Source organism: Alcanivorax xiamenensis, from assembly GCF_009846745.1.
In the GTDB taxonomy this organism is placed as follows: domain Bacteria; phylum Pseudomonadota; class Gammaproteobacteria; order Pseudomonadales; family Alcanivoracaceae; genus Alloalcanivorax; species Alloalcanivorax xiamenensis.
Genome location: NZ_AQPF01000001.1, coordinates 19,740 through 40,835, shown reverse-complemented (window position 1 = coordinate 40,835; position 21,096 = coordinate 19,740). Strand labels below are relative to the sequence as shown.

Genomic DNA, 21,096 nt, shown 5'->3' with positions numbered 1-21,096 from the left:
CGGACTCCATGCCGGGGATCTCCCGGCGGCAGGGGGGGATTCATTTTGTGCTCCTTATTGTTCCGATGGCCGCCATCCGGGAATATCCGGGAGGCATCGCCCGTTGGGTCCGGGAACCTGGCGCGAAAAAGAGCGCCCGGGGCTCGACAAAACGGGATAAACAATCAACCATGATTTTTTTTGCCGGTCAAGATGATCGGCATTCGGCGAACGCAATGGATCACAACCATGACCGAAGACGTAGAGAACTCTCCGGCGACGGACGCGGAAGTCCCCGGTGCCCGGCGCGCCCCCCGGCAGGCGCGCAGTCTGGATACCCGGGAGAAACTGGTGACCGCCGCCCTGGAGTTGATTCGCACGGAAGGCTACGCCGCCCTGAGCACGCCGTTGGTAGCGCGTCGCGCGGGGGTTTCCCGGGGCGCTCTGCAATACCACTTTGCCTCCCGCGACGATCTGTTCGTGGCGGTTCGCAGCCGTCTGGCATTGCGCCTGGACTGGGGGTTTCCGGTGGCGGAGCTGGCGGCCCGGCCTTTGGCCGATCGGGTGGCCTGGGTAGTGGACCATTACTGGTCGGTGTTGGGCAGCGACGACTATGTGGCGGCCATGGAGATCCGTTTGTATGAGCGTTTCAATGGCGCGCTCCACTCGCAGCTGTGCCAGGAAATGCGCGAGCTGGCCGAGACCCGCCATCGGGAATGGGTGCGTCTGTTCGCCGACGTGTCCCTGGACACCGACACTCTGGTCGGGGTGCGCACGTTCATGATGGATGCCTTGCGCGGTATTGCCCTCAGGCGTATCGAGATGGGGCCGGAGGAGCGGGTGCGGCCGGCGCTGGCATTGCTCAAGACCAGCTTGGTGGGGCGGCTGGCTGAATAATTCAGCCAGCCGCATTCGCCAGCAAACTGGCTCCCGCGGATTACGCCACGAAGCCGTTGTGGGAAGCTTGCTTGCAAGCGAATGGCGGTTATAAAAAATCAGCTTTGATTGTCGTCGTGAAAAGTGGAAAAGTATCGGGCTGATTCCGGCCTGTCCGGGATCGGAAACCCGGAAATGAAAACAACAGACCGGGACAATCAGGAGCCTCGATGACAACAACAACGTCGCAAAAACCGGTGCTGCCGGGTCCGGATCGGGACTGGCTGGCACAACATCAGGAACCGGTGCTGGAGCCGGATCTGGCCATCGTCGACCCGCACCATCATCTGTGGGGGCCGCCACGGGCCACCTATCTGCAAGCGGATATCGAAACCGATCTGAACGCCGGCCACCGCGTCATTGGCACGGTCTTCGTGGAATGCCTGGAACAGTATCGTGACAGCGGCCCGGAACCGATGCGCCCGTTGGGCGAGACCCGTTTTGCCCGAAGCGTGGCGGACGCCACCGGTGGCCGGGTTTGTACCGGCATCGTCGGTCACGCCGATCTGCGCCTGGGCACGTCGGTGAATCGGGTTCTGGAAGGCCACCTGAAGGAAGGCGGTGGTCGTTTTCGTGGCATCCGTCAGTCCAGCGTCTGGGATCCGGATCCGACGGTACGCACCACCACCCGGATTCCACCGGAGAAGCTGCTGCTGGATCCCAATTTCCGCGAAGGGTTCGCCTGTCTGGCGCCGTTGGGACTAAGCTTTGATTGCTGGACCTACTTTCACCAACTGCCGGAGCTGGAGAATCTGGCGCGGGCTTTCCCCGACACCGTCATCGTACTCGATCATGTCGGCGGGGTGCTTGGCGTGGGGCCTTATGCCGGGCGGCGTCAGGATCTGTTTTCCGAGTGGCGCATGGCGATCGAGTCGCTGGCACGCTGCCCCAACGTACGGATCAAACTGGGTGGGCTGGGCATGCACAGTTGTGGTTTCGATCTGGATGGTCAGGCTCTGCCGCCGTCCTCGGAAACGCTGGTGGCTCTCTGGCGCCCTTATCTGGACGTTTGTCTGTCCGCCTTCGGCGTGGAAAGGGCGATGTTCGAAAGTAACTTCCCGGTGGATCAGGTGTCCTGCTCCTACCAGGTGTTATGGAACGCCTTTAAACGCTACGCCGCCGGTTTTTCCGAGACAGAGAAAGCGGCGCTGTTCCGGGGAAACGCCATTGAAACGTATCGGCTGGAAATTCCGCGGGGCCAATGATTCGCGAGCAAGCTCGCTTCCCACAGCGGCCCGTAGCCTCATGTGGGAAGCGAGCTTGCTCGCGAATACAGCGTTAGATATCACTGCTTCCAGAACAGCGGCGTGAACAGCACCAGCAGGGTGAAGATCTCCAGACGGCCGAGCAGCATCAGCAGGGTCATCATCCACTTGGCGGCGGGAGAGATGTCGGCGAAGCCGCCGGCCACGCCGCCGATACCCACGCCCAGGTTGTTGAGACTGGCGGCAACACAACTGACCGCGGTGGTCAGGTCCAGCCCGGTGACGGTGAACAGCAGCGTGAAGACCACCGCGATGGTGATGTATACGCCGACGAAACCCCATACCGCCTGCAGTACCCGATCATTCACCGTATGGCGGCCGAAGCGCAGGGCGAAAGCACCGTTGGGGTAGATCAGCCGCCGCAGTTCGCGAATGCTGTGATGGAACACCAGGGCGCCACGCACACTCTTCATACCGCCGCCCGTGGAGCCGGCGCTGGCGCCGAGGAAACTGGTGAAGATCAGCAGAAACGGCACGAAACCCGGCCAGGCGGCGGCGTTGGTGCTGGTATAGCCGGTGCCGGTGCTGAACGAGGCGACCTGGAACGCGGCGTGACGCAGTGTCTCGTCGGCGTCTTGGAACACGTTGAAGGCCAGCAGTCCCAGGGTTACCAGCAGGATGTAGAGGAACACCATGCCGATATAGAAGCGGAATTCCGGGTCGCGCACGAACGTCAGGGGCGAGAGGCCGCGAATAGCAGCGAAATGAAGCGCGAAATTGGTGCCGCCGATGATGATGAAAACGGTGGTGATCCAGTCAATGGCGGCACTGTCCCAATAGGCCATGGACTGATCGTGAGTGGAGAAACCGCCGGTGGCCACGGTGCTGAAGCTGTGGGTGATAGCATCGAACAGAGACATACCGGCCAGCCAGTAGGCGGAAGCGCAGGCCACGGTAATGAACAGATACAAATACCACAGGGCCTTGGCGGTCTCGGCGATGCGCGGCGTCAGTTTGGCGTCCTTCATCGGCCCGGGAATCTCCGCCTTGTACAGCTGCATACCCCCGATGCCCAACATGGGCAGAATCGCCACCGCCAGCACGATAACGCCCATACCGCCAAACCACTGCAGTTGCTGGCGGTAGTAAAGAATGGATTTGGGCAGTGTATCCAGACCGGAGAGCACCGAGGCGCCGGTGGTGGTCAAGCCGGACACGGATTCAAACACCGCGTCGGTGAACCCCACCGGCGTATCGGCGGAGATCAGAAACGGCAGGCCGCCAATCACCCCCAGTACCGACCAGAACAGGGTCACCACGAGGAAGCCGTCACGGGTCTGCAGTTCGGCACGGTGGCGGAAGAACGGCAGCCACAGCACCAGGCCGAGCAGCAATGAGATCACAAAAGAGGCCAGGAAAGGCCCTTCGCTGCCATCCTGGTAAAAGTAGGACACCGCCACCGGCGGCATCATGGTGAAGCTGAACACCACCAGCAGCAGGCCAAGCACTTTGGAGATCAGCGCGAAATGCATGCTTTCTTCCTTCGCTGACACGCCAGCACGCAACACGCAACACGCAGAAAAACGTGGGCTGGAAAGTGGCGCTTGCGAGCGTGCAAGCGTGTTGGCGTGTCAGCGTGCATACGTTTCCTAGAAGAACGTAAACCCGACCTGGAACAGCTTCTCCACATCGCGGATGCGGCGGCGGTCGATCAGGAACAGAATCACGTGATCGTTCGGTTCAATCACCACATCGTCATGGGCGATCAGCACCCGTTCACCGCGCACCACGGCGCCGATGGTGGTGCCCTCCGGCAAGTCGATGTCCTCGATGGCGCGGCCCACCACCTTGGAGGATTTGGCGTCACCGTGGGCAATCGCCTCGATGGCCTCGGCGGCGCCACGGCGCAGCGAATAGACGTTGACCACGTCACCACGGCGTACATGGGTCAGCAGGCTGCCGATGGTGGACTGTTGCGGCGAGATGGCGATGTCGATGTCATGGCCCTGGACCAGGTCCACGTAGGCCGGGTTGGCGATCAGCGTCATCACCTTGCGCGCCCCCAGGCGCTTGGCCAGCAGCGAGGCCATGATGTTGGCCTCGTCGTCGTTGGTCAGCGCGCAGAACACATCGGTGTTTTCGATGTTAGCCTTGAGCAGCTCGTCGCGGTCCGTGGAGAGGCCCTGCAGCACCACGGTGTGCTCCAGCTTTTCACCGAGCCAGTCGGCCCGTTGCGGTGAGCGTTCGATGACCTTGACGTTGTAGCGGTGCTGAATGCTTTTCGCCAGGCGGTAGCCGATGTTGCCGCCGCCGGCGATGAGCACGCGCTTGTAGTTGTGTTCCAGCCGGCGCAGTTCACTCATGACCGCGCGTATGTCGTTCTTGGCGGCGATGAAGAACACTTCGTCGTCCGCCTCGATGACCGTGTTGCCTTCTGGAATGATCGGCCGGTTACGGCGGAAAATCGCCGCCACCCGGGTGTCCACGTTGGGCATGTGCTTGCGCAGCTCGCGCAGCTCGTTACCCACCAGCGGTCCCCCATAGTAGGCGCGCACCGCCACCAACTGTACCCGTCCGCCGGCGAAGTTCACCACCTGCAAGGCACCGGGGTGTTCGATCAAACGCTTGATGTAGTCGGTGACCACCTGCTCGGGGCTGATGATGACATCAATGGGAATGGCGCTTTCGTTGAACAGCTTGTCGGCGCGGCTGGTGTAATGGGCGGTGCGGATGCGGGCGATCTTGGTGGGAGTGCGGAACAGACTGTACGCCACCTGGCAGGCGACCATGTTGACCTCGTCGGAGTTGGTCACCGCGATCAGCATGTCCGCGTCCTCGGCACCGGCGTCCTTGAGCACGGTAGGGTAGCAGCCCATGCCCTGCACCGTGCCGATGTCGAGGCGGTCCCCCAGTTCCCGCAGGCGCTCGCCGTCGGTATCGATGACGATGATATCGTTGCGTTCGCCGGCGAGGTTTTCCGCCAATGTGCCGCCCACCTGGCCGGCACCCAGAATAATGATCTTCATGATCGCGGTCCGATCACCCCATGGTTTTGCGCAGGCGGGCCAGATAAAAACCGTCCGGCCCCTGATCCCGCGGCAGCAATTGCCAGCCTCGCGCCGCCGGTGACGGGGCGTCAACGCCCGGCGTGTCCTCGGTGGCGTCCTCGGTGCGTTCCAGGAACGCACTGATTTGCTGATCGTTTTCGGCGCGCAGCACCGAGCAGGTGGCGTACACCAGCGTACCCCCGGGGCGCAGAAGCGGCCATAGTGCATCCAGCATGCGCGCTTGTAAATCCACCAGTGCCGGCAGGTCCTGGCGGCGGCGATGCCATTTCACGTCCGGCTGGCGGCGCAGGATGCCGGTGGCGGAGCAGGGCGCGTCCAGCAGAATGGCGTCGAAGGGCTCGCCGTCCCACCAGCTTCGCGGTTCGGCGGCGTCACCCTGGAGCACGGTGGCCTCGGCGCCGAGACGCTTGAGCGCCTCGCGCACCTGACGCAGGCGAGGTTCGGACACGTCCAGTACCACCAGCCGCGCGTCGGGAAAGGTTTCGGCCAACTGCCCGGTCTTGCCGCCCGGTGCGGCGCAGGCGTCGAGTATGCGCGCGCCGTCGGGTACCGCCATCAAGGTCACCGGCAGTTGCGCCGCCTCGTCCTGCACCGTCAGTTCGCCCTCGGCGAAACCGGGCAGGGCGGTGACTGGACGGGGTGGTGACAGATACAACGCCCAGGGAGAGAGGGCGCCGGCGCGGGCTTCGGCTCCGAACCGCGCCAGCCAGAAGTGGCGGTCGTGGTGCCGTTGATTCACCCGCAGAGTCAGCGGCGGCGGCGCCAGGCTGGCCTCGGCCATGGTGGCGGCCTGATCCGGCCAGTCATTTTGCCATTGCTGCCAGAGCCAGTCCGGCAGCGACCAGCGCACCGCGTCAGGGTAGCCGGCGAAGGCGGTGGCGGCGTCAACACGGCTGGCCTTGCGCAGGACCGCGTTGGCCAGGCCGCTGGCCCAGCCTGCCTTCAATTTGCGGCACAGGTCCGGATAGGCGTTGACCACCGCATGGTCGGCGCGATCGCTGAACCACAATTCGTAAAGGCCGCACAGGAGCGCCAGACGCACCGGTTGGGCACTGGGTTTGAGCGGCTTGCTCAGCTGCTGATTGAGCCAGTGATTGAGCGGGCGCAGGTAGCGGCAGACGCCGAAGCAGAGATCGCGCATCAGACCGCCGGCGGCGCCCTCCAGGGCCTGGGCGCGCAGCACTTCACGCAGACTGGCGCCGTCGCCGCTGCCCGGCAGCACACGATTGAGCGCGCGTACCGCCGCCAGACGGGGGTTGGGGGCCGGCTCAGCCAAGATGACCGCCCCGCGCGAACAGATCCGGATGGCCGCGCAGCACCTCGGCCACGCTCATCGGCTTCTTGCCCGGCAACTGGATCCGTTGCAGCCGCAAGGCAATGTCGCCGCAGGCCACCACCACGCCGTCGGCATCGGCGGTGACGATGTCGCCGGGTTCCAGCAGGGTGGTGTCGGCGTCGCACTCCCGCGCTTCCCATACCCGCACCGCCTTGCCATCCAGATCAAACCAGCACACCGGCCAGGGATTGAACGCGCGGATGCGGCAGCTCAGGGCCCGGGCCGGCAGGCGGAAGTCCAGGCGCGCTTCTTCCTTGCTCAGCTTGTGGGCATAAGTGACGCCGTCGTCCGGCTGCGGCCGTGCCCGTTGTAAATGGCCGGGCAGATCCGCCAGCACCGTGATCAACAGGCGCGCGCCCTGTGCGGCCAGCCGGTCGTGCAGTTCACCGCCGGTTTCACGGTCGCCGATGTCCAGCGCTTCGGCCAGCAGCATGGGGCCGGTGTCGAGGCCGGCGTCCATGCGCATGATGGTGGTGCCGCTTTGCCGGTCACCGGCCATGATGGCGCGCTGGATCGGCGCCGCGCCGCGCCAGCGCGGCAGCAGTGAAGCGTGCACGTTGACGCAGGCCAGCCGGGGGATATCCAGCACCGCCTGGGGGATGATCAGGCCGTAGGCGACCACGATCAGCGCGTCCAGTTCGAGATCGCGGAGCCGGGTCTGGATCGCCTCGTCCTTAAGAGTGGCGGGTTGCAGAACCGGGATGCCGGCGCTCTCCGCCAGTGCTTTGACCGGCCCCGGCTTGACCTTTTTGCCGCGACCGGCGCCCCGGTCCGGCTGGGTAAGGACAGCGACAACGTCGTGCGAGCTGTCCAGCAGTGCTTGCAGGCAGCTCGCGGCGAAGTCCGGCGTGCCGGCGAAGGCCAGCCGTAATCGGGAAGATGGTTCGGAATGGGCCACGATGGTGATCCGTCTCCAGGAAGCAGGGCGGCGCTGCCGCCCCTTGGTTAGGGAACCTCTGAAAAACACCCCGTCATCCCGGGATCTTCCTCTGCAGGGCGCATGGCTTGGTAGAGGGAGATGCCGGATCGAGTCCGGCATGACGTTCTTCAGCGGCTTCTTAGAAGCGTTAAACAGGCGCTCAGGCTTGCTGGCGGTGAATCTTCTGCAGTTTCTTCTTGATACGGTCGCGCTTGAGCCGCGATACGTAATCCACGAACAGCTTGCCGTCCAGATGATCAATCTCGTGCTGGATGCAGGTGGCGAGCAGGCCGTCGGCCTCCATCTCAAACGGATTGCCGTCCCGGTCCAGGGCCTTGATCATCACCCGCGCCGGCCGCTCCACCTGTTCGTAGAAGCCCGGCACCGACAGGCAGCCCTCCTCATAGGGAGCGAGATCCCCGGTGAGCGGGGTGATCTCCGGATTGATGAACACCAGCGGCTGATCCCGTTCCTCGGAGATGTCGATCACCAGCAAACGCTGATGCACGTTCACCTGGGTCGCCGCCAGACCGATGCCGGATGCCTCGTACATGGTTTCGATCATATCGTCGATCAGTTTGCGAAGCGCGTCATCCACCTGCTCCACCGGTTTTGCTACGGTGCGGAGTCGGGGGTCGGGGAATTCAAGTATTTCCAGTTTGGCCATTTGGGGTCCCGGCTAGTCTGCTGTTGCCAGACTACTTTAGATTTGGTTGCTAACTCTATGATCACGTTGCTAGTATCGAGAATCGGCTCACGCCGATTTGGGGGATGCATCCACAACGTGGGTGCTCATAATCATAAAAGGAAACCACTGATGATCAAAACGCTCCGGCGCCTGGCGGCGGCGTGCGCGATGCTGGTGGTGGCCGCCGGCGTTTCCGCCGTAACCCTGCGCGATAATCACCCGGACGTCTACTACGTCAAGAAAGACGATACTCTCTGGGACATCAGCGGGCGTTTCCTGGAACATCCCTGGCAATGGCCCGAGATCTGGCACGTTAATCCCGCCATCAAGAACCCGCACCTGATTTTTCCCGGTGACGCCATTCGCCTGTCCTGGGTGGATGGTGAACCACGGCTGGAGCTGGATCGCGCCAGCGGTGAGCAAAGCCAGTTGCCCGACGGCACCGTGAAGCTGTCACCCAGGATACGGGAAATGAGCCGCGAGGACGCCATCCCGGCGATTCCGATGAACGCCATCCAAAGCTATCTCAAGCAGGCCCTGGTACTGGAGCGCGCGGATATCAGCGCCGCGCCCTATATTCTCGGTGGGCAGGACCGCCGTGTCATCTTCGGCGGTGGCGATACCGTCCACGCCCGTGACCCGGAGCAGCGTTGGGAAAACGCCGAGCAGCGCTATGGGCTGTATCGAGTGGGGGAAGAATACGTGGACCCGGTCACCGATGAGGTGCTGGGCTACGAGGCCCGTCAGGTCGGTTTGGCCTCGGTGGCGCGTATCGAGGAAGACATGGCCACCATGCAGGTGTTGCGCTCTTCCGAGGACCTGCGGGTGGATGATCGGCTGTTCCCGCAACCGGATCAGCGCGTGCGCGCTTTGCTGTATCCACACGCGCCGGAGGAAAAAGTGGAGGGCCGTATCATCCGCTTCTTCGACCGGATCAGCAGCGTCGCCCGCAATGACGTGGTAGTGATCAACCGCGGCGCCCGGGAAGGCATGGAGGAAGGCCACGTGCTGGATATCTTCCAGCAGGGCGAGCAGGTTCGGGACCGGCAGCAGGATGAGATGGTGCGTCTGCCCCGTACCCGGGCCGGTTCCCTGGTGCTGTTCCGGGTGTTCGAGAAAGTCAGCTATGGGCTGATCATGGAGTCCGAGCGTCCGGTTTATATGAATGACATGGTGGAAAGCCCGGAAGGCAGCTACTGAGCCTGCTGTGGGAGGTTCCATGGTGCCTATCACGCCCTTCGCCAGCAGGCTGGCTCCCGCGGATCATGCTACGAAGCCGCTGTGGGAAGCTTGCTCGCAAGCGAATGGCCAACGGCCCAGAGACTTCGCGGCCAAGGCCGCTTCCCACAGCGGCTTCGTAGCTATCTCTTACTGGAGTCGTTCTACAATCCTTTGGCACTCGGCCTGAGGCCGATTTACAGAGTCCATAACGCGCACAGGGAGGTGCGTTTTTATGCGAGACCAGCTTGCGCGCCTGGCATTGGCCAAGGCGTTCGATCCCGCTTCCATGCACCTCGGTGAGGCCCTGCGTCGTTACCCCATCGCCGAAACCCCTCTGACCCGCTATGGCGAGGCCTTGCCCGGGCGTTTGCCGAATGCGGGCGAACGCCGGCGCTGGCTGGCGGCCCCGGAGTCCCTTGAAGCGCTGTGGCGGCCGCTGGCCAGCCAGGGGTGGCGTTGGCTGGCCTTGGGGGACGAGGATTATCCTCCACTGCTGGCGGATCTGCCGGACGCGCCGGGGGTGCTGGCGGTAATGGGCGAGGTGACCGCGCTGGCGCGTCCCCAGATCGCCCTGGTCGGCGCCCGCGGCGCCTCCGCCGAAGGGGAAGCCAATGCCTTTCGTTTCGGACGTTGTCTGGCCGGGGCGGGATTCGCCGTCACCAGCGGGCTGGCCCTGGGCGTGGACGGCGCCGCTCACCGTGGCGCGCTGGCGGCCCCGGGGATCACCCTGGCGGTGCTGGGGCATGGCCCCGGCAAGCTTTACCCGCCACGTCATTGCCGGCTGGCCGGGGACATCGTCGCCGCTGGCGGTGCCCTGGTCAGCGAATTCGCCCCGGGGCGGCCGCCTTCCCGGCGCTCTTTCCCGCAACGCAATCGCCTTATTAGCGGCCTGAGTCTGGGCGTCGTGGTGGTGGAGGCGGCGCTGCGCAGCGGCTCCCTGATCACCGCCCGCTGTGCCGCTGAACAGGGGCGGGAAGTATTCGCCATCCCCGGTTCCATTCATAACCCGCTCAGCAAGGGCTGCCATAAGTTGCTGCGCGAGGGCGCCAACTGGCTGGAATGTGTGGATGATGTGCTGGCGGCCTTCGAGGACTTTCATCGCACGGTGGCGCACAGCCCGTCACTGAGTGAACCGCCGTCGCCGTTGCCGCGGTACTTCATCGGCGGCGTGAATACCCTGGATCAGCTATGCGAACGCTCCGGCCTGGCGCTGCCGGAGCTGACCGCCGCCTTGCTGGAACTGGAGCGGGAGGGGTATATCGAACGGGTCGGCGGCGGCTATGTGAGCCGCCCGCAGGGTTGACCCGCCGGGGTGGCCAGGCGGCGAACCGTCCGGTGCTGGCGGGATGGACGCTACAACGGGTATCCTACGTGCCGACCGGAGAGGCTCTCCCCATTCGTCCCAACGCGCTTTTCACATGAATCTGCACCTGGACACAGCGGCCCGCATTGTTCACGCGGGCGGCGTAATCGCATACCCCACGGAAACCGTTTACGGCCTTGGCTGTGACCCGTTCAACCGCGAGGCGGTGAACCGACTGCTGGCGATCAAATCCCGGCCCTGGCGTAAGGGGTTGATCATGGTCGCAGCGGACCTGTCCCAGCTCGACGGGCTGGTGGTTCTGAGTGACGCGGAACGCCGGCAATTGAGCGATATCTGGCCGGCACCGGTGACCTACCTGCTGCCGGCCACCCCGGCGGTTCCGGAGTGGGTTCGCGGCGAACACGCCAAGGTGGCGGTGCGGGTCAGTCCGCATCCGCTGGTGCGGGCCCTGGCCCGGGCCGTGGGCACGCCGATCATTTCCACCAGCGCCAATCGCGCCGGCCAGCCCCCCGCTCGCAATCGCTTTCAGGTCGCCCGGGTAATGGGGGAGGAGCTGGATTTCATCGTTACTGGTGACTGCGATCCCAGGGCCCGGCCCTCCACCATTATCGATCTGGAAACCGGGCGAGTCGTGCGGGCCTGACCGGCGCGACCGTCCAGATAACCACGGAGAAATGCCGATGACCGAGGTGGCGCCGCAAGCGGTAAAGCGCTATCTGCTCGAACTGCAGGACCGCATTTGCCGGGAGCTTGAGGATGAGGACGGCGGCGCCCGCTTCATCGAGGACGCTTGGGAGCGCCCGGAGGGCGGTGGCGGCCGCAGCCGGGTGATCAGCGAGGGGGCCGTGTTTGAGAAAGGCGGGGTCAACTTCTCCCATGTGCATGGCGAGAGCCTGCCGCCTTCCGCCAGTGCTCATCGGCCGGAGCTGGCCGGGCGTTCGTTTCAGGCCATGGGCGTTTCTCTGGTTCTGCATCCACACAATCCCTATGTGCCCACCAGTCATGCCAATGTCCGTTTCTTCCTGGCGGAAAAACCGGGGGAATCGCCAGTATGGTGGTTCGGTGGTGGTTTTGATCTGACGCCCTATTACGGATTCGAAGAGGACGCGGTGGCCTGGCACAGTGCGGCCAGGGACGCCTGCGCGCCGTTCGGCGAGGACCTGTACGCGGAGTTCAAGGCCTGGTGCGATCGCTACTTCCATCTGAAGCATCGGGACGAACCGCGTGGTATCGGCGGGTTGTTTTTCGATGACTTCAACCGGCTTGGTTTTGACCACAGCTTTGCTTTCATGCGCAGCGTTGGTGACGCTTTCATTCGCGCCTACCGGCCTATCGTGGCGCGCCGCAAGGCCACGCCCTTTGGGGAACGCCAGCGCCGCTTCCAGCTTTATCGGAGGGGACGTTACGTGGAGTTCAACCTGGTCTACGACCGTGGCACCCTGTTCGGCCTGCAGTCCGGCGGTCGCACCGAATCGATTCTGATGTCGCTGCCGCCGTTGGTGCGCTGGGATTACGACTGGCGCCCGGAGCCGGGCAGTGAGGAAGCCGCGTTGTACGAGCAGTTTCTGATTCATAAGGAGTGGATATGACCGATCGCTACGCGGTATTCGGCAATCCGGTGAGCCACTCGCGATCGCCGGACATCCACCATGCCTTTGCCGCTCAGCGCGGCGAGGACCTCCGCTACGAGCGTATCGAAGCGCCTCTGAATGGCTTCGCCGAATTGGTTGACGCTTTCTTCCAGGCTGGTGGCAAAGGCGCCAACGTTACCGTGCCGTTCAAGGAACAGGCCCATGACCTGTGCGCAACACTCACTGAACGGGCGCGTCAGGCCGGAGCGGTGAATACGCTGTGGTGGGAACGGGGCAAGCTGCGCGGAGACAACACCGACGGTGCCGGACTGATCACCGATTTGTGCGATAACCAGGGCTGGGTGTTGCAAGGGCGGCGGATACTGATTCTGGGTGCCGGCGGTGCCGTTCGTGGTGTGCTCGGGCCGCTGTTGGCGCGTGAGCCGGCGGCGCTGACGATCGCCAACCGCACCGTAGCCCGGGCGGAGACGCTGATCACATTATTCCAGAATCCGCATTGTCCTGTGGTGGCGGCGGGATTAACGGAATTAAGCAGTGACTTCGACCTCATCATCAACGCTATCTCGTCGGGATTACAAGGAGAAATGCCGGCGTTGCCGGCGAACCTGGTGCACCGGGATACGGTGGCCTACGACATGGTTTATGGCCATCAGCCGACGCCGTTCATGAGGTGGGCGGACGCCGCTGGCGCGGCGGCTGTTCGGGATGGCCTGGGCATGTTGGTGGAGCAGGCGGCGGAGGCCTTTCAGGTTTGGCGGGGGTGGCGGCCGGACACTCGTCCGGTGCTCAATAGCCTACGGAGCGCGTCATGATTCGGATGCGGAATTGGATCCTCGGTGCCGGCCTTTCCTTCGCTGGCGTATGTGGTGCGGATACCCTCGGTTTTTCGTGGGATAACGACCTGTTCGTCGGTTTGGACAAGAACTACACCAATGGCCTGCGTATCAGCTGGGTTGGCGATGGTCATGGCAAATGCGATGACAATGGCGGAGCGACCTGCGCGGTGGCGCGGGCTCTGGATCCGCTGCCGGGAGTGTCAGCGGCGGATGAGCGCCATGCTCTCACCGTCAGCCTGGAACAGATCATGGTGACGCCCGACGATATTGAGCGTGCCACGCCGGATTACAGTGATGTGCCCTATGTGGGCTACAGCAATCTGGAACTGGGCCTGTTCAGTTGGGACACCCATAATCTGTACGGCTACGGTATCAGAGGTGGCGTGGTGGGCCCGGACTCCGGCGCGGAGGAAAGCCAGAAGATCGTCCACAAGATCACCGGCTCCACCCGGCCAAGAGGGTGGGACAATCAGCTCGGTCCGGATCTCATTGGAGGGGTCTATTTTTTGCACGCCCACCGCTTCCTCAAGCGGGAATACGATAGCGGCTATCAACTGGAGCTGGGCGGCGCCTGGGGCGTTGACGTCAATAATTTCGACGGTAATGCGCAGACCGGAGGGTTCATCCGTTTCGGCCGCAATCTGCCCGGCAATTTCATTCCGGATTATGCGGGTATCGGCACCGCCGGCTCCCTGGTGGGGCTGTTCGATAACCCCGGGTTCGGCTGGGAGCTGTTTCTGGGCTCATCCGTGCAATACAACGGTTATTCCTATATCGAGCGCAAGGGCGAGGATTACAATATCGACAAGGAAGATTGGACCGTCACCATGATCGGAGGGGTGGGTGTCCGCAATGATCGTTTCAGCTTCACCATGACCTTGCAGCACTCTACCTCGCCGATCCGCGACAGCGATCCGATCAGCTTCGGTAATATGTCGTTCATGTGGGCGATTTGATTCGCAGCCAAGGCAGCTTCCCACAGCGGCTCCGTGGCTCCCTCTGTGGGAAACTGCCTTGGCTGCGAATTGTGGGACCGCGATCCCTCCCCGACAAATTCACTCCTGTGCCCGATACTGGTCCTTCAGCTTCACGTAATTCCCCGCCACGTAGGGCAGAAACGCCAGTTCCTCCTCGGTGAGCCGGCGCGCCGGTCTGGCCGGGCTGCCCCGGTACAGCCAGCCGCTTTCCAGGCGTTTGCCCGGGCTCACCAGGGTGCCGGCGGCGATCATCACGTCGTCTTCCACCACCGCGCCGTCCATGATCATCGCCTGCATGCCCACCATGACCCGGTTGCCCACGGTGCAGCCATGCAACATGGCCTGGTGGCCAAGAGTGACATCGTCGCCGATGGTCAGCGGAAAGCCGTCCGGGTTGAAACGGGAGGCGTGGGTAATGTGCAGCACGGCGTTGTCCTGAACGCTGGTGCGGGCGCCAATGCGGATACGGTGCATATCGCCGCGCACCACCGCCCCCGGCCAGATCGAACAGTCCTCGCCCAGGGTTACATCACCGATCACGGTGGCGGCGGGGTCCACATATACCCGTTCGCTCAGTTGCGGTACCTTGTCTTCGAAGCGACGAATCCCCATCTCTTTCTCCCAATCAGGTGAATGCCGTTTATAACGAGAGGCCCCATGAGTCACAACCCGTTGATCGACTACCCGGATCTGCCCCCCTTTTCCGAGATCCGTCCCGAGCATGTCAAACCGGCGGTGGAGCAGCTGATCGCGGATGGCCGTCAGCGAATCGAGTCGGTGCTGAAAACCGGTGACGTGGGTTATCAGGCGCTGGTGGCCGCCCTCGACGAGGAAGACGACCGTCTCGGCAAGGCTTTCGGGCCGGTGGGGCATCTCAACGCCGTTGCTCAGAACGAGGCCCTGCGTGAAGCCTATAACGCCTGCCTGCCGCTGCTCAGCGAATACGGTACCGAGGTGGGCCAGAACAGCGCCTTGTTCGCGGCCTACCAGGCGCTTCACGACAGCGCGGAGTTCGCCACCCTCAGCGAGGCCCAGCGCAAGGACATTAATAATACCCTGCGTGATTTCCGTCTTTCCGGCGTCGCCCTCGGAGAGGAAGACAAACGCCGTTATATGGAAAACGCCAAGCGTCTTTCCGAACTCACTACACAGTATGAAAACCAGCTTCTGGACGCCACCCAGAACTGGAAAAAACACGTTACCGATGAACAGGAACTGGACGGCCTGCCGGAAACCGCGCTGGCGGGTACCGCCGATCGTGCCAGGGCCGAGGAGCTGGACGGCTGGCTGTTAACGCTGGATTTTCCGGTCTACCTGGCGGTAATGAGCCATGCCCGCAACCGCGCCTTGCGTGAAGAAATGTACAGAGCGTTCACCACGCGTGCCTCCGATCAAGGACCGGATGCTGGCCGTTTCGACAATGGCCCTGTCATGGACGAGATTCTGGCGCTGCGTGATGCTCAGGCGAAACTGCTGGGTTTCGAGAGCTATGCGGAGAAATCGCTGGCCACCAAGATGGCCCGCAACGTTGATGAAGTGATCACCTTCCTGCACGACCTGGCGCGCAAAGCCCGGCCGCAGGCAGAGAAGGAATTGCGGGAATTACGGGACTTCGCCGCCGAGCAGGGCGCCACGGATCTGCAACCCTGGGATATCGGTTTCTGGAGCGAGCGTTTGCGGGAAGCCCGTTACGACCTCTCCGACGAGGCGCTTCGCCCCTGGTTCCCGGCGGAAAAAGTCATCGATGGCATGTTCGCCGTGGTCGGCAAGCTGTTCGGAATTCGTTTCCGCCAGCGTGATGACGTGGACACTTGGCATCCGGATGTCCGTTTCTTCGAGCTGGTGGACGACGATGACGGTGTCCGCGCCGCTTTCTACCTGGACATGTACGCGCGTACCGGCAAACGCGGCGGCGCCTGGATGGATGACGCCCGTATCCGCCGTCGTCGGCTGGATGGTTCCGTGCAAACTCCGGTCGCTTACCTGACCTGTAATTTCGCGCCGCCGGCGGGCGGCAAACCGGGTTTGTTAACTCATGACGAGGTGGTGACGCTGTTCCATGAGTTCGGCCATGGTCTGCACCACATGCTCACCGAGCAGGAAGTGTCCGGGATTTCCGGCATTAACGGCGTTGCCTGGGACGCGGTGGAGCTGCCCAGCCAGTTCCTGGAAAACTGGTGCTGGACCGAGGAAGGTCTGGCAATGATCTCCGGTCATTACGAAACCGGCGAACCGCTGCCCAAAGCGATGCTGGACAAGATGCTGGCGGCGAAGAATTTCCAAAGTGCCATGGCCATGATGCGACAACTGGAATTCTCCCTGTTCGACATGCGTCTGCACGCGGAATACACACCGGAACTGAATATTCAGAATGTACTGGACGAAGTTCGTGATGAAGTGGCGGTGATCCAGCCGCCGGCGTTCAACCGTTTCCAGAACGGGTTCTCACACATCTTCGCCGGCGGCTACGCCGCGGGTTACTACAGCTACAAATGGGCGGAAGTGCTTTCCAGCGATGCCTATTCGCGATTCGAGGAAGAAGGCACATTCAATGAGGAAACTGGCCGTGCATTCCGTGACAACATTCTTGCGTTGGGCGGCAGCCGGGAACCGATGGAACTGTTCAAGGCATTCCGTGGCCGCGAACCGAGCGTGGAACCGCTGTTGCGGCACAGCGGTATCGACGTATAGATAGTCAGGAAATCGCGGCTCCTTTTCTATATGAAGAGGGCCGTGTCTCAGTCCGTTGGTTCTGGAGACATGTATTCGCTCTGCATTCACTGCCAAGGCAGTTTCCCACAGCGGCTCCTTAGTGATACTGCTGTGGGAAACTGCCTTGGCAGTGAATGGTCGTGTAGACGTGTCACTGTGTTATGACCACGGTATGGCCCTGCAATCTGAAAATTGTCCAGCGAGTAAAATTATGAAACGTCAATTTATCGCCGGCGCCACCTGTCCGGAATGCGGAAAAATGGACAAGATCCAGCGCGTCATCGATGGTGACAAGCAGTGGATGGAATGCGTCGCCTGTGGTCTGGTGCGTGATCTGGACGCGGAACCACAAGCGACGGACGCGAATGTGCAGAAGGTGGACCTGCGCCCACCCGGGAAGCATTAGAAGTTCAGACGATAACCCACGGTCAGAGTGCGCCCCCGGCCCGTGAAATAGCGATCATTATTAACCAGCGCGCTTTGCGAATAATAGGTGACGTACTGCTTGTTCAGTAGATTGGAAAGCGCCACGCTGAGTTGCCCTTTGGGTAATTGATAGCCGATAGCCGCGTCAACCAGGAGGAAGCCGTCAAAGTCTTCGTCCTCGCCGTCGAAGTTCTTGTCGAAAGCGTAGTTGGCCTGCACGATGGAAGTCAGCTTGGGTGACCAGCGTGCCGACCAACTGGTGATCAGGCGGTCGGGAGCCACATTCAGGCCGTTCAGTCGGGCGTCCAGCGAGCCGTCATCATTGCTGTCGTAACGGCCGCGCATATGGGAATAGGACAGCTTGCCGCTATGATTTGGTGTGAACTGGTACCCGAGAGTGCCCTCGATGCCGTCGATCTTCGTTTTCTCCCGCCGCATCACGAACGCATCGTTTTCCAATTCCACGCGGGTACCGAAATCCGATGAGGAAACGTAATAACTCACCTCGGCATTGAATGGACCGTCCTGATAACGAACACCGCCTTCCACGTTATCGGTGACGATCGGGCGCAGGTTCTGGAAGTCTTCCACTGACCGGCCAGGGTCCTGAATGCCTCTCAGAACGCGACCCACATCGGGAAGCGCGAACCCTTCCGAGTAGCTGGCGAACAGGCTCCAGTTATCCCGCGGCGCCCAGACCAATCCCACGTTATACAGAGTGTCATTGAAGCTGGGGTCGCCGCCTTCAACATACACACCATTATTGGCGGCCACGGTGTGATAGCCGTCGATCTTCAACTCCGCATATTCATAACGGGCGCCGGCGGAGAGCGTCAGGGAGTCAATGGGTTTGAGCTGAATCTGGATGAAGGGCGAGAGATCGGTGTACTCCACTTCCGGCACGTAGGTGCGGTCGGTCAGCCACAGGAACTGCTCGGTATTATCAAACAGGGTGTCGAAGCCGCCGGTGAATTTCAGCCGGCCATTCCAGAGGCCGTCCTTGGTCAGGGAAACCTTGGTGCCGTACTTGGTGGTTTCCGCCATGGTTTGGTCGTAAAGTCTGCCTGGAGCCGGGACGATGGCCGGGTCCTGAAAAGAATTGGAATCAGTGGCACCGAACAGCGACTCGTAGTCCTGATAAAACGCCAGAGCGCTGAACTGCATACCCGCCAGATCGTAGTGGTCGTAACTGAGGCCGGTGGTCCACACTTCGTTGTAAGGCGCGTCGCCTTCGGGGGTGCCACGAGTGGAGGTGGTCGGTACACCATCGTCCCGTTTTCCGGTAACGCTGACGTACTCATTCAGGCCTTTGATCCGGTACCGGTTCACGCTCAACTGCAAACGCTGATTGTCATCCAGCCAGTAAGCCAGTTTCCCCATGGCGTCATAGGCGCGCGAATTCATCAGGTCACCCTGGGTGTTGTCCACCCCGATCAGGTGATTGTCGCCATCCAGGAACATGCCCTGTTCCTCGTAACCAAGGGCGAACAGATAATCGACGTTGCCGGCGTTGCCGCTCACACCGTAATGGGTTTTATAGCTTAGCGTTTCCGATTTCATTTCGGAGGTGGGAGTGGAGACCTGTACGTCGATGTTTTGATTCAGAGAGCCGGGTTCGGGTCTTTTGGTAATCAGGTTGATGACCCCACCGGTGGCGCCCAGGCCATTGGTGGCGTTGGCGCCCTGAATCACCTCAATGCGCTCGACCATGGCGAAGTCGATGGTGTGCATTTCCCGCCCGGTGGGGCGCAGCGGATTGGATTGGGGAATACCATCGATCAGTACCAAAGGCGTGCGGCCACGCAGGGTCTCGCCGCTGCCGCTCATTTTCTGACGGCTGGGCGAGAACGAGGGCAGCAGGTTGCTCAGGATTTGGGAGGAATCGGAGGTGATTCGGCGCTGTTCCTCGATCTCCTCTTTCTGGATGATCCGGACCACCTGGGGAGAGTCTTCTTGCGTGGTACCGGTTCGGGAGGCGGTGACAACCACGGGGTCGAGAACATGGTTCTGGGGCGGTTCGGCGGCATATACCGGGCATGCCAATACCAGCCCGATGGCCGATGCCGGCCAGAGCTGTCTGTGGTGCATGGGGATTCTCCCTTACCTTGAAAAACACGAAAGGACAACGAGACGTTCTTGGCCGGAAAGCTTGCCAGGAACATCAATCACGAATGAAAACCATTATCATATCATGTAAGAAATGTAAGTCAATGAAGGGTGTTGGCATGCAGGGCGGACCGGCCGCCCTTGGTGAACAAAGACCTTGTCTTCGTAAAACAATGACACTAAGGCGTTACTTGACGGAGATAACGCTGGTCATGGAGAGCGGTCCTTATGTATATAAAAGCAACCCTCGTACAAAGGATTGTGTAATGAACAAATACATAGCGGAATGTTTTGGGACTTTCTGGCTCGTTCTTGGTGGTTGTGGTAGCGCGGTCCTGGCCGCCGCCTTCCCGGAACTGGGTATCGGTTTCGTGGGGGTGGCCTTGGCGTTCGGGCTTACCGTCCTGACCATGGCGTTTGCTATCGGGCACATCTCTGGCTGCCATCTGAACCCGGCGGTCTCGGTGGGATTGTGGGCCGGCGGACGTTTCCCTGGTGGACAGGTGATCCCCTATATTCTGGCTCAGGTGATCGGGGCGGTCATCGCTGGCGGTGTGCTCTACCTGATCGCCTCTGGCAAGGCGGGCTTCGACGTGAGTGGCGGCTTCGCTTCCAACGGCTATGGCGAACACTCTCCCGGTGGCTACTCTCTGATGGCTGCCGCATTGACTGAAATGGTGATGACGGCAATGTTTCTGATCATCATCATGGGCTCGACCCATGGCAGTGCCCCGCAAGGCTTTGCCCCCATCGCCATTGGCCTGGGACTGACTCTGATCCACCTGATCAGCATTCCTGTCACCAACACCTCGGTGAACCCGGCGCGCAGCACTGGAGTGGCACTCTATGTTGGAGACTGGGCCACCGCGCAACTGTGGCTGTTCTGGGTGGCGCCAATGGTGGGCGGGGTTTCGGGGGCGCTCATTTACCGTGCGCTGCTTACCAGAAATAATGAATAGAGAAATTAATATAAATCAATGTATTGATATAAATTTCTAAAATGGGGCAATGGAGCTGATATTTATCCGTTTATCAGGGAAATGTAAAATATTCCGTGATTAGGTTTCCTCCGACATGCACTGTGCTAGCTTGGAAATGGGCATTGTTTTGTGATGCCCATCACAACGGCGCGATTATTCCAAAACGGGATTTTTAGAGGGAACTGAACGATGCGCACTTTCAAACTGGCTGTGTTGATGGCCTCAACACTTTCTACTTCCGTTGTCTTCGCCAATAGCGGCGAGGTGTATTTTAATGGGGTAGTTACGGACACCACCTGTACGGTGGGCGTGGCACAGAACGGTGTTCTGCAAGCCGACAACACCGTGACGCTGGCTCCGATCGCTACCGCCGACTTCGTTGCGGCGGACACACCATATTCGCCGGCTGCTTTTTCTTTGGTTGCCACCGATGCTGGCAGTGCGACCTGTGATCTCACCGGCCTTGGCGCTACGGTTCTATGGACTGGACAAGCCTATGCGGGACACAACATTCTCGAAAATATCGCCACGGACCCCGCCGCTTCTGTCGGTGTGATGTTGCTGCAACAGGATGGCACCACGCCAGTGCAGATCAATGGGGCTTCGGTAGGCATTGTTGATGCCTCATCGGGTGAACTTCAGTTCAACGCCGCCTATGGCACAACGGATACGGCCACCGTGACAGCGGGGCATGTTCGTGCCGTGGCCAACTACTCGGTGGTATTCAACTAAGTACCGAACCGGAAGGGGGAATAGAGGTTCCCCGTCCCATCGTTTAACTGATCTGGTGC

The 21,096-nt window shown here is 61.5% G+C and carries 19 protein-coding genes; 12 read left to right on the top strand and 7 right to left on the bottom strand.

Annotated elements, in window-relative coordinates; genetic code table 11:
* Positions 1-228 precede the first annotated feature (228 nt).
* Together A6D6_RS00160 and A6D6_RS00155 are read left to right on the top strand one after the other, a co-directional pair.
* Positions 229-876, top strand: coding sequence for a TetR/AcrR family transcriptional regulator (locus A6D6_RS00160; RefSeq protein WP_159659605.1), 648 nt, complete (start codon positions 229-231; stop codon positions 874-876).
* 209 nt (positions 877-1,085) lie between these two features.
* A complete protein-coding gene (locus tag A6D6_RS00155) occupies positions 1,086-2,120 on the top strand; it encodes an amidohydrolase family protein (protein WP_159659604.1) in 1,035 nt (344 codons plus the stop codon).
* Between the two features lie 80 nt (positions 2,121-2,200).
* Here the strand turns inward: A6D6_RS00155 and A6D6_RS00150 are convergent, their stop codons facing one another.
* The 5 genes from A6D6_RS00150 to def form a co-directional block, all read right to left on the bottom strand.
* A complete protein-coding gene (locus A6D6_RS00150) occupies positions 2,201-3,652 on the bottom strand; it encodes a TrkH family potassium uptake protein (protein WP_159659603.1) in 1,452 nt (483 codons plus the stop codon).
* A 117-nt stretch (positions 3,653-3,769) separates the two neighbouring features.
* On the bottom strand, positions 3,770-5,146 hold the full coding sequence (trkA, locus tag A6D6_RS00145) for a Trk system potassium transporter TrkA (RefSeq protein WP_133491242.1): 1,377 nt from the start codon (positions 5,144-5,146) through the stop codon (positions 3,770-3,772).
* Positions 5,147-5,159: 13 nt separating this feature from the next.
* The gene (gene rsmB, locus A6D6_RS00140; protein WP_159659602.1) at positions 5,160-6,464 is read right to left on the bottom strand and encodes a 16S rRNA (cytosine(967)-C(5))-methyltransferase RsmB; all 1,305 of its coding nucleotides are present in this window, start codon (positions 6,462-6,464) and stop codon (positions 5,160-5,162) included.
* Entirely contained in the window at positions 6,457-7,422 is a 966-nt protein-coding gene (gene fmt / locus A6D6_RS00135) for a methionyl-tRNA formyltransferase (RefSeq protein WP_133491244.1), read from the bottom strand. Before fmt ends, rsmB begins: the two co-directional genes overlap by 8 nt.
* Before the next feature lie 181 nt (positions 7,423-7,603).
* Entirely contained in the window at positions 7,604-8,110 is a 507-nt protein-coding gene (def, locus tag A6D6_RS00130; RefSeq protein ID WP_097058313.1) for a peptide deformylase, read from the bottom strand.
* Between the two features lie 150 nt (positions 8,111-8,260).
* Between def and A6D6_RS00125 the strand changes: the two genes are divergently transcribed.
* The 6 genes from A6D6_RS00125 (at position 8,261) to A6D6_RS00100 (ending at position 14,060) form a co-directional block, all read left to right on the top strand.
* Positions 8,261-9,331, top strand: a complete 1,071-nt coding sequence (locus A6D6_RS00125; protein ID WP_201303668.1) for a LysM peptidoglycan-binding domain-containing protein — start codon at positions 8,261-8,263, stop codon at positions 9,329-9,331.
* A gap of 253 nt (positions 9,332-9,584) precedes the next feature.
* Positions 9,585-10,655 carry a DNA-processing protein DprA gene (dprA, locus tag A6D6_RS00120; protein WP_133491245.1) on the top strand — a complete coding sequence of 357 codons (1,071 nt, stop codon included), beginning with the start codon at positions 9,585-9,587 and terminating at the stop codon, positions 10,653-10,655.
* A 115-nt stretch (positions 10,656-10,770) separates the two neighbouring features.
* Positions 10,771-11,319, top strand: coding sequence for an L-threonylcarbamoyladenylate synthase type 1 TsaC (gene tsaC / locus A6D6_RS00115; protein ID WP_133491246.1), 549 nt, complete (start codon positions 10,771-10,773; stop codon positions 11,317-11,319).
* 37 nt (positions 11,320-11,356) lie between these two features.
* Positions 11,357-12,265 carry an oxygen-dependent coproporphyrinogen oxidase gene (hemF, locus tag A6D6_RS00110; RefSeq protein ID WP_133491247.1) on the top strand — a complete coding sequence of 303 codons (909 nt, stop codon included), beginning with the start codon at positions 11,357-11,359 and terminating at the stop codon, positions 12,263-12,265.
* On the top strand, positions 12,262-13,080 hold the full coding sequence (aroE, locus tag A6D6_RS00105; RefSeq protein WP_159659601.1) for a shikimate dehydrogenase: 819 nt from the start codon (positions 12,262-12,264) through the stop codon (positions 13,078-13,080). Before hemF ends, aroE begins: the two co-directional genes overlap by 4 nt.
* A complete protein-coding gene (locus A6D6_RS00100; protein WP_133491249.1) occupies positions 13,077-14,060 on the top strand; it encodes a lipid A deacylase LpxR family protein in 984 nt (327 codons plus the stop codon). The genes aroE and A6D6_RS00100 overlap by 4 nt, the downstream gene beginning before the upstream one ends.
* A 99-nt stretch (positions 14,061-14,159) precedes the next feature.
* Here the strand turns inward: A6D6_RS00100 and A6D6_RS00095 are convergent, their stop codons facing one another.
* On the bottom strand, positions 14,160-14,693 hold the full coding sequence (locus tag A6D6_RS00095) for a gamma carbonic anhydrase family protein (RefSeq protein WP_133491250.1): 534 nt from the start codon (positions 14,691-14,693) through the stop codon (positions 14,160-14,162).
* A 45-nt stretch (positions 14,694-14,738) separates the two neighbouring features.
* Here A6D6_RS00095 and prlC point away from each other — a divergent pair, with 45 nt between their 5' ends.
* Complete coding sequence (prlC, locus tag A6D6_RS00090) at positions 14,739-16,772, top strand: oligopeptidase A (RefSeq protein ID WP_159659600.1); 2,034 nt, start codon at positions 14,739-14,741, stop codon at positions 16,770-16,772.
* A 232-nt stretch (positions 16,773-17,004) separates the two neighbouring features.
* Complete coding sequence (locus A6D6_RS00085) at positions 17,005-17,199, top strand: YheV family putative metal-binding protein (RefSeq protein WP_097058308.1); 195 nt, start codon at positions 17,005-17,007, stop codon at positions 17,197-17,199.
* On the opposite strand, the gene A6D6_RS00080 is transcribed toward A6D6_RS00085, so the two are convergent.
* Positions 17,196-19,307 carry a TonB-dependent receptor gene (locus A6D6_RS00080; protein WP_159659599.1) on the bottom strand — a complete coding sequence of 704 codons (2,112 nt, stop codon included), beginning with the start codon at positions 19,305-19,307 and terminating at the stop codon, positions 17,196-17,198. The two genes, A6D6_RS00085 and A6D6_RS00080, sit on opposite strands and share 4 nt — an antisense overlap.
* Positions 19,308-19,591: 284 nt before the next feature.
* On the opposite strand from A6D6_RS00080, the gene aqpZ reads away from it, so the two are divergent.
* Complete coding sequence (gene aqpZ / locus A6D6_RS00075) at positions 19,592-20,284, top strand: aquaporin Z (protein ID WP_097058306.1); 693 nt, start codon at positions 19,592-19,594, stop codon at positions 20,282-20,284.
* Between the two features lie 210 nt (positions 20,285-20,494).
* Positions 20,495-21,037 (top strand): fimbrial protein, encoded by a 543-nt coding sequence (locus A6D6_RS00070; protein WP_097058305.1) that lies wholly within the window; start codon positions 20,495-20,497, stop codon positions 21,035-21,037.
* Positions 21,038-21,096 lie beyond the last annotated feature (59 nt).